This is a genomic window from Paracoccus sp. L-17, assembly GCF_056857655.1.
The window spans coordinates 410926-422810 of the sequence record NZ_JBSXNM010000046.1 but is presented as its reverse complement, the minus strand read 5'-3'; the positions used below and the strand labels follow the sequence as shown (position 1 = coordinate 422810).

The 11885-nt window shown below is 67.8% G+C and carries 12 protein-coding genes; 6 read left to right on the top strand and 6 right to left on the bottom strand.

Annotated features, from left to right (window positions below; all coding sequences use genetic code 11):
• Positions 1-15 precede the first annotated feature (15 nt).
• From fabB to AC13CR_RS18925, 4 genes are all read right to left on the bottom strand, one after another.
• A complete protein-coding gene (fabB, locus tag AC13CR_RS18940; RefSeq protein WP_292950702.1) occupies positions 16-1245 on the bottom strand; it encodes a beta-ketoacyl-ACP synthase I in 1230 nt (409 codons plus the stop codon).
• Between the two features lie 20 nt (positions 1246-1265).
• The gene (gene fabA / locus AC13CR_RS18935; RefSeq protein WP_292977939.1) at positions 1266-1775 is read right to left on the bottom strand and encodes a bifunctional 3-hydroxydecanoyl-ACP dehydratase/trans-2-decenoyl-ACP isomerase; all 510 of its coding nucleotides are present in this window, start codon (positions 1773-1775) and stop codon (positions 1266-1268) included.
• A gap of 124 nt (positions 1776-1899) precedes the next feature.
• Positions 1900-2766, bottom strand: coding sequence for a glycosyltransferase family 2 protein (locus AC13CR_RS18930; protein WP_292959104.1), 867 nt, complete (start codon positions 2764-2766; stop codon positions 1900-1902).
• 2 nt (positions 2767-2768) lie between these two features.
• Positions 2769-3566: a hypothetical protein gene (locus tag AC13CR_RS18925; protein ID WP_482920003.1), complete on the bottom strand. Its 798-nt coding sequence runs from the start codon at positions 3564-3566 to the stop codon at positions 2769-2771.
• Positions 3567-3755: 189 nt separating this feature from the next.
• Between AC13CR_RS18925 and infC the strand changes: the two genes are divergently transcribed.
• From infC to AC13CR_RS18910, 3 genes are all read left to right on the top strand, one after another.
• A complete protein-coding gene (gene infC / locus AC13CR_RS18920) occupies positions 3756-4301 on the top strand; it encodes a translation initiation factor IF-3 (RefSeq protein ID WP_446232508.1) in 546 nt (181 codons plus the stop codon).
• 77 nt (positions 4302-4378) lie between these two features.
• Positions 4379-4852: a dUTP diphosphatase gene (gene dut, locus AC13CR_RS18915; RefSeq protein WP_292978215.1), complete on the top strand. Its 474-nt coding sequence runs from the start codon at positions 4379-4381 to the stop codon at positions 4850-4852.
• On the top strand, positions 4852-5931 hold the full coding sequence (locus AC13CR_RS18910; protein ID WP_482900945.1) for a HesA/MoeB/ThiF family protein: 1080 nt from the start codon (positions 4852-4854) through the stop codon (positions 5929-5931). Before dut ends, AC13CR_RS18910 begins: the two co-directional genes overlap by 1 nt.
• Positions 5932-5989: 58 nt before the next feature.
• Here AC13CR_RS18910 and AC13CR_RS18905 read toward each other — a convergent pair whose 3' ends face one another.
• On the bottom strand, positions 5990-6337 hold the full coding sequence (locus tag AC13CR_RS18905) for an antibiotic biosynthesis monooxygenase family protein (protein ID WP_292954879.1): 348 nt from the start codon (positions 6335-6337) through the stop codon (positions 5990-5992).
• A 105-nt stretch (positions 6338-6442) separates the two neighbouring features.
• Between AC13CR_RS18905 and AC13CR_RS18900 the strand changes: the two genes are divergently transcribed.
• Positions 6443-8467, top strand: a complete 2025-nt coding sequence (locus tag AC13CR_RS18900) for a M3 family metallopeptidase (RefSeq protein WP_292954882.1) — start codon at positions 6443-6445, stop codon at positions 8465-8467.
• A 291-nt stretch (positions 8468-8758) separates the two neighbouring features.
• Here AC13CR_RS18900 and AC13CR_RS18895 read toward each other — a convergent pair whose 3' ends face one another.
• A complete protein-coding gene (locus AC13CR_RS18895) occupies positions 8759-9379 on the bottom strand; it encodes an SH3 domain-containing protein (RefSeq protein ID WP_446232507.1) in 621 nt (206 codons plus the stop codon).
• A gap of 220 nt (positions 9380-9599) precedes the next feature.
• Between AC13CR_RS18895 and AC13CR_RS18890 the strand changes: the two genes are divergently transcribed.
• Together AC13CR_RS18890 and AC13CR_RS18885 are read left to right on the top strand one after the other, a co-directional pair.
• Positions 9600-10601 carry a 2-hydroxyacid dehydrogenase gene (locus AC13CR_RS18890; RefSeq protein ID WP_292954888.1) on the top strand — a complete coding sequence of 334 codons (1002 nt, stop codon included), beginning with the start codon at positions 9600-9602 and terminating at the stop codon, positions 10599-10601.
• A gap of 69 nt (positions 10602-10670) precedes the next feature.
• Complete coding sequence (locus AC13CR_RS18885; protein ID WP_482900944.1) at positions 10671-11822, top strand: MFS transporter; 1152 nt, start codon at positions 10671-10673, stop codon at positions 11820-11822.
• Positions 11823-11885: the final 63 nt, after the last annotated feature.

The following is an 11885-nucleotide window of genomic DNA, read 5'->3' as shown; positions in this document are numbered from 1 at the left end:
ACGTAGTTTTGTCTGTTATTCCAAGTATCTGGACAGCAGCAGCGAGGCATTGGTGCCGCCGAATCCGAAGCTGTTCGACAACACCGAGTCAAGACCCGCCTCATCGACCCGCGTGGTGGCAATCTCGCTCGGTCTGATGGCGGGGTCCAGAGTCTCGACATTCGCCGAGGCCGCGATGAAGTCATTTTGCAACATCAGCAGACAATAGATCGCTTCGTGAACCCCGGTCGCGCCCAGGCTGTGCCCGGTCAGCGACTTGGTCGAACTGATCGGCGGCGTCGCCCCTTCGCCGAAGATGCGGCGGATCGCATTGACCTCGCCGATATCGCCGACCGGCGTCGAGGTCCCATGGGCATTGATATAGCTGAGCTCGCGCCCTTCGGGCAGCGTCTCCAGCGCCAGCCGCATGGATCTTTCGCCGCCCTCGCCCGACGGGGCAACCATGTCATGGCCGTCCGATGTCGCGCCGTAGCCGGTCACTTCGGCATAGATCTTGGCGCCACGCGCCAGGGCGTGGTCCAGTTCTTCCAGCACCACGACGCCGCCGCCGCCGGCGATCACGAAGCCGTCGCGCGTCGCATCATAGGGGCGCGAGGCGGTTTCCGGCGTGTCGTTGTATTTCGAGGACATCGCGCCCATTGCGTCGAACAGGCAGGACAGGGTCCAGTCCAGTTCCTCGCCGCCGCCGGCGAAGACGATGTCCTGCTTGCCCATCTGGATCTGTTCGACGCCGTTGCCGATGCAATGCGCGCTGGTCGAACAGGCCGAGGTGATGGAATAGTTGACCCCCTTGATCCGGAAGGGCGTGGCCAGCGTGGCCGAATTGGTGGACGACATGCAGCGCGTCACCATGAAGGGCCCCATCCGCTTGGGACTGCCCTTTTCGATGACGATCTGGTGGGCGTCGAAGAAATTCGACGTGGAGGGGCCGCCCGATCCCATGATCAGGCCGGTCCGAGGGTTCGAGACGTCGCCTTCCTCAAGCCCGCTATCCTTGACCGCCTGTTCCATGGCGATGAAGTTGTAGGCTGCGCCCGGACCCATGAAGCGCAGGTTGCGCTTGTCGATGTGATCCTCCAGCACGATCTGGGGCATTCCGTGAACCTGGCTGCGAAAGCCGTGTTCGGCATATTCCGGGGCGAAGACGATGCCCGAGCGGCCGATCCGCAGGCTTTCCAGCACTTCGGCGGCATTGTTGCCGATGGGCGAGACGATCCCGAGCCCGGTGATGACGACGCGACGCATGAGAGGATTCCTCTGGCTGATTAGCTGGTCGACAGCGCGACCTTCATATCCTTGACCTGATAGATGACCTCGCCATCGGCCTCGACGCGGCCATCCGCCACGCCCATGGTCAGCCGGCGGGTCTGAACCGCCTTGGTGAAATCGACGAAATAGCGCAGCAACTTGCGGTCGGGGCGGACCATGCCGGTCAGCTTGACCTCGCCCACGCCAAGCGCATAGCCGCGCCCCTCCCATCCGCGCCAGCCCAGGTTGAAGCCGGTCAGTTGCCACAGCCCGTCAAGGCCAAGGCATCCGGGCATGATCGGGTTGCCGGGGAAATGGCAGGCGAAAAACCAGAGATCGGGGTCGATGTCGAATTCGGCGACGACATGCCCCTTGCCATGCGCGCCGCGATCTTCCGAGACATCGGTGATCCGGTCCATCATCAGCATCGGCGGTTCGGGCAATTGCGCATTGCCGGACCCGAACAATTCGCCTCGGGCGCAGGCCAGCAGGTCGTTCCGGTCGAAACTGGTTTGCGTCATCGCCATGCGGTCCTGCCTTCCCTTCGGCGCGATCGGGCGCCGTCCCTCTCAAGTTGACGCACCGTCTATCACTCGCCGCGAAGCCGGTGCAAGTCCAAGCCATGAAACAGCCGGCGAGGCCGCGCAAGCCTCAGAACCATTGGCCGGGCTCCATCAGGCCCAGATCCATCAATTGCTGCGCCCGCCATTCGAAGGGATGGGAATGGCGCCAGGTGAACCGGCCGATCGCGCCGCGCGATCCGGGATTGCGCGCCAGCGCCTTGGCGACCCGGAAAGAGGCGATGGTCGCGGTCAGGTTGTGGTGCCAGGGACATGAATAGGTGTTGTATTCCGCGATGTTGAAGCGGTGATCGGGCGTGATCGTCAGGCCCGGCGCGGCGCGGAACAGCGCAACCCGGTCGATCCGCCGCCGGTCCGGCGGCAGATGCTCCTCGAACCGCCAGCGCAGGCCGCCGTGAAAATCCAGCTGCCGTTCGATCGCGCGGCCCTGGGCATCCTTGCGGCCAAGCGCATAATAGCCGGTCCTGTCGAACAGCGCCGCCGACAGATCGACCGCATCGGGCGCCACGTCCGGTTCGGCGGCATAGAGGTCGATGACATAGGTCAGCATCGCCGCGCGCCGTTCCTCGGCATGAAAGGCCAGCAACTCGCCGACGCTGCGGGTTTCGGAAAACGGGAAGAACAGGAACTCGGCGTTATGGCAATAATAAAGCCAGGTTCCCGGCGCGACCGCCCGGATGATCCGGTCCACCGCCCCCTTGTGGGCGTCGCGCCGGCGGGTGTCCCAAATCAGGTTGCTGATCCTGTCCGCGCCATCCGCGGGCAGCGTGACAGGCTCGGGCGACAGGGCAAGGATGTGGCGGAACCCCAGCTTCAGGTGATGATCCAGCGTCTGCCGGACGGCAGCGTCGTCCTCGATCAGGATGATCGCCAGCGGTCCGCGTGCCAGCGCCGCCGGCTTGCGTCGCAGGAAATCCTCCAGCCCGGTCGCCGCGATGGTCACTGCATGACCGCCTTGACCTGATCCAGCGCCTCGCGCAGCAGCGCCGGATCCTGGCCGGCGCTGGTCACGAGATTTTTAAGCGTCTCCTTCTGGATTTGCGGGATCTGCGCCTGGTCGATGATCTGCGCGACCCTGTCGGCGTCGAAGCCCGCCGGCGTCAGCGCGGCCTCGATCCGGGCGGCTGCGACGGCGGCGCTGGCGGCCTGTTCGGTCGCGGCGGCGGCATCCTGGGCGGCCGAGGCGGCGGTTTCTGCGGCGCCGGCGCCGGTCGCATCGCCATCCGTCACCACGTTGCGGGCGGCATTGGCGGCGGCATCGGCGGCGCGGTCGGCGGCATCCAGCGCCGCTTCGCCCGCCATTTCAGCCTCGGCCGCCGCGTCGCTGGCCGGCGCCACGCCCGCATCGGTCGAGGCCCGGACCGCTTCGGCGGCGGCATCGGCGGCAATGGCTGCGGCATCGGCTGCGGCATCCGCGGCTGCCCCGGCGGCATCGCTGGCCGTTTCGGCATCCGCGTCGCCGTCCTGTTGGCCAATCTCGACCTCGGTCCCGTCGGATCCGGTTGCGGGCTGGACGGCGATCGGGGCCGTCTCGCCAGCCGTCTCCGGCGTGGCGTCGGGGGTCGCCGTGGGCAGCTTGACCGGTTCTGTCACACCCTCAGCGACGGGAACCCTCACATCGGGTGGGGCGGACCCGATGATGGCCGGGCCGGTCGCACCCTCGTCCAGATAGGTGATCCACCACCAGCCGGCCGCCACCAGCAGAAGAATCAGGATCGCGAAAGCCGCTTTGCGCATCGTGCCGTTGTCCTTCCCGTCATTGTCGCCGATCTATGACACAGGCGCGACAAGCCGAAAAGCCGCCGCTGCCCGTCATTCTGCCACGAAAAGCGGCTTCTTGCGCCTCTTGCCGGATCAAATCCGGTTGAATCGCGCCGGCGGGAAGCCTATTTTCACGCCACTCACCCGCATGGCCATAAAAGGAGCATCGCCATAGCCCGCAGACCGCATAACGCACCGCCCACCCGCGACACCGGCCCCCGCGTCAATGAACGCATCCGCGTCGCCGAAATCCGCCTGATCGGTCCCGAAGGGGAAAATGTCGGCGTCGTCTCGCCTTCGGTCGGACTGGACATGGCAAGAGAGAGCGGTCTGGACCTGGTCGAGATCTCGCCCAACGCGACCCCCCCGGTCTGCAAGGTCATGGATCTTGGCAAGTTCAAGTATGAACAGCAAAAGCGCGAGGCCGAGGCCCGCAAGAAGCAGAAGATCATCGACATCAAGGAGGTGAAGTTCCGCCCGGGAACCGATACCCATGATTACGATGTGAAGATGCGCAACGTGATGAAGTTTCTCGAAGGCGGCGACAAGGTCAAGGTCACGCTGCGTTTCCGGGGCCGCGAGATGGCGCATCAGGATCTGGGGCTGGATCTTCTGAACCGGGTTCGCGACGATGTCGGCGAGGCGGGCAAGGTCGAGGCCATGCCCAAGCTGGAAGGTCGCCAGATGGTCATGATGATCGCGCCGCGCTGATCCGCGCCGTGGCGATCACGGCAAACGGGCCGCGCCGGCGCCAGCCGCGCGGCCCTTGCGTTTGAAAGGGGCGCGGGATGCACCAGACTCCTACCATCCGGATCATGCGCCTGCCCGAGGGCGACCCCGGTGTGGCGCTGCCCGGCTATGCCACGCCCGGCGCGGCGGGTGCCGATCTGCGGGCGAATTTTCCGCCACCGGCGCGCGTGTCGGGGATCACCTTGGGGCCCGGCCAGCGGGCGCTGATCCCCACCGGCCTGGCATTGGAAATTCCACAGGGATGGGAGGTGCAGATCCGTGCACGCTCGGGCCTTGCGCTGAAACACGGCATAGCGCTGCCCAACGCGCCCGGCACGATCGATTGCGATTATCGCGGGCCTCTGGGCGTGATCCTGATCAATCTGGGACAAGAGCCGTTCCGTGTCGGCCACGGCGACCGCATCGCCCAAGTGATTGTCGCGCCGGCCCCGCAGGCTGCCTTCGAACTGGTCGCAGGGCTTGGCGACAGCGCGCGCGGGCAGGGCGGCTTCGGCTCGACCGGGCGGGGCTGATGCTGGGCCTGTGGCTGATCGTCGGACTTGGCGTTCTGGCATGGATCATCGAAATGCCACGTCGGCAGGCGACTGCCATGATCGCCGGCGCCTGGCTGGGCATCGTTGCGCTGCACGCCATCGCCCCCGCCAGCGGGCTTGCCGCGCGGATCGGCGGCTCGCGGGGGGGCTGGCTGCTCGCCGGCGGTCTCGTGGCTCTGATCCTGCTCTATCGCGCCGGGCTGCGCCACCTGCGCGCCCGCGCCGCCGCGCCGCTGGACCGGCCCGCCCCCGGCGCTGCCCCCTTGGACGCCCCCGCCCCCTTGAACGCCCCCGCCCCGGACGACGATATCGGCGACGCCGAGCTTGAACGCTATGCCCGCCACATCGTCCTGCGCGAGATCGGCGGGCCGGGTCAGATGCGGCTGCGTGCGGCGCGGGTGCTGGTCGTCGGTGCGGGCGGATTGGGCGCGCCGGTCTGTCTTTATCTCGCGGCCGCGGGCGTGGGGCGGATCACGCTGGCCGATGATGATCGCGTCAGCCTGTCGAACCTGCAACGCCAGGTGATCTTTCGCAGCGATCAGCGCGGGCAGGGCAAGGTGCAGGCCGCCGCCGCAGCCATGACGGCACTGAACCCGCATGTCGCCGTCACGCCGCTGCCGCGCCGCATCACGCAAGAAGACACCACCCTTTTCGCGGACCATGACCTGATCGTCGACGGCACCGACAGCTTCGCCGCGCGCGAGGCGATCAACCGGGCCGCGACCGCTGCGCGGATCCCGCTGGTCTCGGGCGCCATCGCGCAATGGGAAGGCCAGGTCACGCTTTACGATCCCGCGCGCGGCGGCCCCTGCCTGACCTGCCTTTTCCCCGCAGCACCCGCGCCCGGACTTGCCCCCGCCTGCGCCGAGGCCGGCGTGGTCGGCGCGCTGCCCGGCGTGATCGGCAGCCTGATGGCGCTGGAGGCGATCAAGGCCATCACCGGTGCGGGCGATGCGCTGCGCGGCCGGATGCTGATCTTCGACGGACTTCATGGCGAGACCCGGACGATCCGCACGGCGCGCCGCAAGGATTGCCCGGTCTGCAAGGATGCGCGCTGAGATTTCGGTGCGATCCGGGCCGTCCCGGCGCCGGAATCGCGGCGGCCCGGCCAGACCCCTATCCGTTCGCGGCCCGGCTGTCCTCTGGCGCCTGGTCGCGCGCGTTCATGCCGTAATCTCGGATCACATGCGCGATCCGCAGCCGATAATCGGCGAACAGCCTGTGTCTGCCGGCCTCTTGCGCGGCGCGATGCCGCGCAAGCTTGCGCCATTGCTCGATCGCCGCCTCGTCGCGGAAGAATGACAGCGACAGCATCTTGCCCGGATTGGTCAGGCTCTGGAAACGTTCGACCGAGATGAAGCCGTCGATCTCCTCGACCAGCGATCGCATCGCGGCGGCGATGTCCAGATAATCGGCGCGTTCAGCATCGCCCCTGGGTTCGACCTCGAAGATGACGGCGATCATGGCGGACTCCTGCCTGGGGTTGCAGGGCAGCATAGGCCGGCTGGCGCGGGTCTGGAAGTCCGGCGGTCCCTGACCTAGGGTTCGCTCCAGCACAGGAGGTCCGCGATGAATCCCGAACTGACCCGCTGGACAGGCCCCCAGGGCTTGCCGCGTTTCGACCTGATCGGGGATTCCGATTTCGCTCCGGCCTTCGACCGCGAACTGGCCGCCGCCAGCGCGGCGATGGAGGCGATCGCGGCCAATCCCGATCCCGCCGATTTCGCCAATACCGTCGCCGCGATGGAGACGGCGGAAGATGGGCTGAACCGGCTGCTGTCCATCTTCTACACGCTTTCCTCGACAGATTCGAACCCCGCGCGAGAGGCGCTGCAACGCGATTTCGCACCGCGTCTGGCCGCGTATAACAGCCGCACCAGCATGGATCCGCGCCTCTATGCGCGGGTCAGCACCGTGGCCGCGAGCGCGCAGGATCTGGCCCCCGAGGACCGGCGCATCACCGAACTGGCCTTGCGCGACCTGACCCGGTCTGGTGCCGGGCTGCAGGGCGCGGACCGCGACCGGATGGCGGCGATCCGGGCGCGGATGGCGGTGCTGACGACGGATTTTTCCCAGAATGTGCTGGCCGACGAACGCGACTACGTGCTGCCGGTGCCCGATCACGGCCTTGGCGGTCTGCCGGACTGGCTGGTCCGGGCAATGCGCGCGGCAGCCAGAGAGCGCGGCCTTGCCGGGCAGGTCGTGACGCTGAACCGCTCGCTGATCGTGCCGTTTCTCGAACATGCCGAGGAGCGCACATTGCGTGAAGTGGCGTTCCGGGCCTGGACCGCGCGCGGATCGGGGCAGGGCGCAGGCGGGACCGCGACCGACAACCTGCCGCTGGCCGCCGAGATCCTGGCGCTGCGCCATGAGCGCGCGCGATTGCTGGGCTACGAGGATTTCGCGACCTTCAAGCTTCAGCCGGAAATGGCCACCACGCCCGACAGGGTTCAGGATCTGCTGGGACAGGTCTGGCGGGCGGCCCGCGCGCGCGCCGCCGAGGACGAGGCCGCGCTGACCGCGATGCTGCGTGACGACGGCGTGAACGGCGCGCTGGAGCCCTGGGACTGGCGGCTCTATGCACAAAGGCGGCGCCGGCGGGAACACGATGTCGATGCCGCGACGGTCGGCCCGTATCTGACGCTGGAGGCGATGCTGGGCGCCGTCTTCGACGTGGCCGGGCGCCTCTTCGGGCTGGAATTTCAGCCGGTCGACGCGCCGCTCTGGTCAGCCGATGTGCGGGCATGGAAAGTCACGCGCGAGGGCCGGCTGATGGCGATCTTTCTGGGCGACTATTTCGCGCGACCGGGCAAGCGGTCGGGGGCGTGGTGTTCGTCCTTGCAGGTCCAGCATCGGATCGGGTCGGGCCAGCGCGCCATCGTCGTCAATGTCTGCAACTTCACGCCGCCCGAGGAAGCGGGCGCGCCCGCCTTCCTGTCATGGGATGACGCGCATACCCTGTTCCACGAATTCGGCCATGCGACCCATCACATCCTTTCGGAAGTGACTTGGCCCTCGATCTCGGGCACTTCTGTCGCGCAGGATTTCGTCGAATTGCCCAGCCAGCTTTACGAACACTGGCTGGAACAGCCCGAGGTGCTGGATGCCCATGCCCGCCACCACGAGACGGGCGAACCCTTGCCCGCCGGCCTGCGCGACCGATTGCTGGCGGCGGACAGGGCCGATGCCGGCTTCTCGACCACCGAATATCTGGAAAGCGCGCTGGTCGACCTGGCCTTCCATCGCGGCGCGCCGCCCGACGACGTGATGGCGCGGCAGGCCGAACTGCTGGCGGGGCTGCAGGCCCCGGACGCCATCCCGATGCGCCATGCGACGCCGCATTTCGCCCATGTCTTCGCCGGCGACAGCTATGCCAGCGGCTATTACAGCTACCTGTGGTCCGAGGTGATGGACGCCGATGCCTTTGCCGCCTTTCAGGAGGCGGGCGACATCTTCGACAGGCACACCGCCCGGAAACTGGAACGGACCATCCTGTCAAAGGGCGGCTCGGCCCCCGCCGACCGGCTATGGCTGGATTTCAGGGACCGGATGCCGGGTGTGGATGCTTTGTTGCGGGGGCGCGGGCTGATCTGAGCGCGTCGTCCGGCAACAGGGAGACGCGGAAGATGATCAGGCATGGCGCGTTGTTCCTGTCGGTCCGGATCCCTGCGGGCTGCATGCAGGAAGACAGGGCGCGCAGCTGCCGCTGATCGACGGACGCTGCCACCCGCGTCCGGGATTCTGCGGCGACCGCGATCCGCAGAATCTGCGCGGTCCGCGCGGCCGCAGGCGGATGACGGCAATCTGCGGATCATCGAAGACCGCGGCGGCCGCGACGACGCCCGCTGGCGGTCCGGGGGCCGAACGGGGCCGCCCGGTCGCGGCTCAGTCCCGGATCTCGTCGGGATCGACGCCCCAGATTGCCGATTTAGGCACCCAGCCACGCTGGCCGCCGCCCGAGATGCGGCACCAGGTCGGATTGCACTCGCCCAGCCGCAGGATGGCCCCGACCTCGGCGCGGGCGACGACATCGGCGTCCGGGTTGGGCCGGCTGCGCAGCTGGACCATGTCCTCGGTCACAAGCGCCGTGCGGACACCAGAGAGCATGGCGTAGTGGACCCATCCGCCCGCACCGTCCTTGTCCTCGACCCGGCGCCAATGTCCGAATTCGGCCACCACGCGCAGCGGCATCCCGGCATGGCGAAACACCCAGTCGATCCGGTGCGACAGGCTGGGGCCGCGGCGGGCGTTGCCTTCGCTGCCCTTCAGGCTGACATAGCGCGGCAGCGGCAGGTTGGTCACGGGGCCCCGGTCGGTCGCGGCCTCGTCGCCATCCTGAGACCGGACGATGCCGGCATCCGCCAGACGCCGGATCTGCGCCGGTTGCGGATCCGCCGGCACGGGTGGCTCGGCCCTGGCCGCGCCGCCACCGATCGTCGGCGCCGCGATCGCCAGCACCAGCGCCAGCACCAGCGCCGCGCCGCCCTTGCCCCCTTGAAATGTCATCATGTCCCGTCCGTTCCTGTCCGACAGACCCGCCGCAGCGGTCGTCCCTGCCTCCGACGGAAGGGAACCGGCCCGTCCGCATTCCGCCGCGGCCTCGTCCGTCCCGTCGCTTGTCGCCGTCGGGGGACTTGTGCCTTCCCCTCAACGCGGGCAGTTTGCCAAAAGCCGCCGGGCTTTGGAAGTGCGGCCGCCGACACGGTTTCGAGAAAGTGAGGTTATCATGCCAGGCCAGTCCCCCTCGCGACCCAGAATGCGCGTGGCTGTCACCCGCCGTCTGCCCGAAGCCGTCGAAACCCGCATGACCGAATTGTTCGACGTGGCGCTGCGCGAGGACGACCGCAAGCTGGGACGGGACGAACTGGTCGCGCTGATGAAGGATTGCGACGTCCTGGTGCCGACGGTGACCGATCAGATCGACGCCAACATGCTGGCCCAGGCTGGCGAAAGATTGAAGCTGATCGCGAATTACGGCGCCGGAATCGACCATCTGGACGTGATGTCGGCCCGCCAGCGTGGTGTGCTTGTCAGCAACACGCCGGGCGTCGTGACCGAGGATACCGCCGACATGGCGATGGCGCTGATCCTGGCCGTCACCCGTCGCATTCCCGAGGGGCTGGCCGAGATGCAGGCAGGCCGCTGGGGCGGATGGGCGCCCACCGCGCATCTGGGCGGCCGGGTTGGCGGGCGCAGGCTGGGCATCCTGGGCATGGGCCGGATCGGTCAGGCCGTGGCGCGGCGGGCCAATGTCTTCGGGATGCAGGTCCATTACCACAATCGCCGTCGCCTGCGCCCCGAGATCGAGGACGATCTGCACGCCACCTGGTGGGAAAGCCTGGATCAGATGCTGGCGCGGATGGACATCGTTTCGGTCAACGCGCCGCACACGCCCTCGACCTTCCATCTGTTGAACGCGCGGCGGCTGAAGCTGATGAAACCCTCGGCTGTCGTGGTGAACACCTCGCGCGGCGAAGTGATCGACGAGAATGCGCTGACACGGATGCTGCGCGCGGGCGAAATCGCGGGCGCGGGGCTGGATGTGTTCGAACACGGCCACGAGATCAACCCGCGCCTGCGCGAATTGCCGAATGTGGTGCTGCTGCCGCATATGGGCAGCGCCACGGTCGAGGGACGGGCCGAGATGGGTGAGAAGGTGATCATCAACATCAAGACCTTCGCCGACGGGCACAGGCCGCCGGATCTGGTCGTGCCGTCGATGCTGTAGGGGGCGCTGCCCCCATCCCCGTGCCGGGGATTCCCCCGGGGTATTTGGACATCGAAGAAGAGGTTTGCGATGCGTCTGCGTCTCAGCCCGCCGCGCGCGGCGGTATCGGTCCTGTTCTTTGCCAACGGGCTGATGATCGGTTCGTGGGCGCCGAAATTGCCGGCGCTGATGGCGCGTCTGGGCATCGGCGAGGCGCTGGCCGGGCTGGTCGTGCTGTGCCTGGGACTTGGCTCGTTGCTGGTGATGCCGGTCTTCGGGGCGATGGTGGCGCGGCGCGGCTCGGCCGCGGCGGTCGGCCTTGCGGGCTGGCTGGCCGCGCCCACGCTGATCCTGATCACGCTGGCGCCCAATCTTGCCCTGGTTGCCCTGGCGGTCGGTCTGTTCGGCGGCACGCTGGGCGGCATGGACGTGGCAATGAATGCCAATGCCGTCGCGGTCGAACGCGCGCGGCGCCGCGCGATCATGTCGTCCTGTCACGGTTTCTGGAGCCTTGGGGGCGTTCTTGGCGCCGGGATCGGCGGTGTCGTGCTGGCGCGGCTGGGCGAGGCGGCGCATGCGGTCCTGGCGACGCTTGTGTTCATCGCGGTGCTGGTCTTCGCGCAGCGCCGGCTGCTTCGGGATGCGCCGGCGGAGGGGACGCGGAAGACGCCTCTGCGGCTGCCGCGTTCGCCCTTGCCCTATGTGATCGGGATCATGGCGCTGTTCAGCATGGTGCCCGAAGGGGCGATCCTCGACTGGGCCGCGGTCTATCTGCAGCGCGAAATGGGGGCGTCGCTGGCGCTGGCGGGCTGGGGCTTTGCGGCCTGTGCCGCGGCGATGGCCGCGATGCGTTTCACGGGTGACGCGATCCGGCAGCGACTGGGGGCGGTCAGCACCCTGCGGATCAGTGCGCTTGCGGCGATCGCGGGGCTTGGCATGGCGGGGCTGGCGCCGAATTCCGGGCTGGCGATCCTGGGCTTCTTCGTCGCCGGTCTGGGGATCGCCAATCTGGTGCCGATCATGTTCTCGGCCGCCGGCAATCTGCCCGGGCTGGCGCCGGGGGTCGGTCTGTCCGTGGTCACGATCACCGGCTATTCCGGCATCCTTCTGGCACCGGGATCCATCGGTTATCTGGCCGAGAAGATGAGCTTTTCGGCGATCTATCTGGGCCTTGGGGGGCTGCTTCTTCTGCCGCTCCTGCTGTCTCCGCTGGCGCGGGCCGCCGATTTCGACGAGCGCTGAGGCATGGCGGCGCGGACCTTGGCCGAGCAAGCATGGGACGATCAGCCGATCCGGCGATGCGGA

Coding starts and splice junctions, on each gene's coding strand:
- fabB (WP_292950702.1), bottom strand. CDS start 1,245: ATGCGTCGCGTCGTCATCACCGGGCTCGGGATCGTCTCGCCCATCGGC.
- fabA (WP_292977939.1), bottom strand. CDS start 1,775: ATGGCGATGACGCAAACCAGTTTCGACCGGAACGACCTGCTGGCCTGC.
- AC13CR_RS18925 (WP_482920003.1), bottom strand. CDS start 3,566: ATGCGCAAAGCGGCTTTCGCGATCCTGATTCTTCTGCTGGTGGCGGCC.
- dut (WP_292978215.1), top strand. CDS start 4,379: ATGCACCAGACTCCTACCATCCGGATCATGCGCCTGCCCGAGGGCGAC.
- AC13CR_RS18910 (WP_482900945.1), top strand. CDS start 4,852: ATGCTGGGCCTGTGGCTGATCGTCGGACTTGGCGTTCTGGCATGGATC.
- AC13CR_RS18905 (WP_292954879.1), bottom strand. CDS start 6,337: ATGATCGCCGTCATCTTCGAGGTCGAACCCAGGGGCGATGCTGAACGC.
- AC13CR_RS18900 (WP_292954882.1), top strand. CDS start 6,443: ATGAATCCCGAACTGACCCGCTGGACAGGCCCCCAGGGCTTGCCGCGT.
- AC13CR_RS18895 (WP_446232507.1), bottom strand. CDS start 9,379: ATGACATTTCAAGGGGGCAAGGGCGGCGCGGCGCTGGTGCTGGCGCTG.
- AC13CR_RS18890 (WP_292954888.1), top strand. CDS start 9,600: ATGCCAGGCCAGTCCCCCTCGCGACCCAGAATGCGCGTGGCTGTCACC.
- AC13CR_RS18885 (WP_482900944.1), top strand. CDS start 10,671: ATGCGTCTGCGTCTCAGCCCGCCGCGCGCGGCGGTATCGGTCCTGTTC.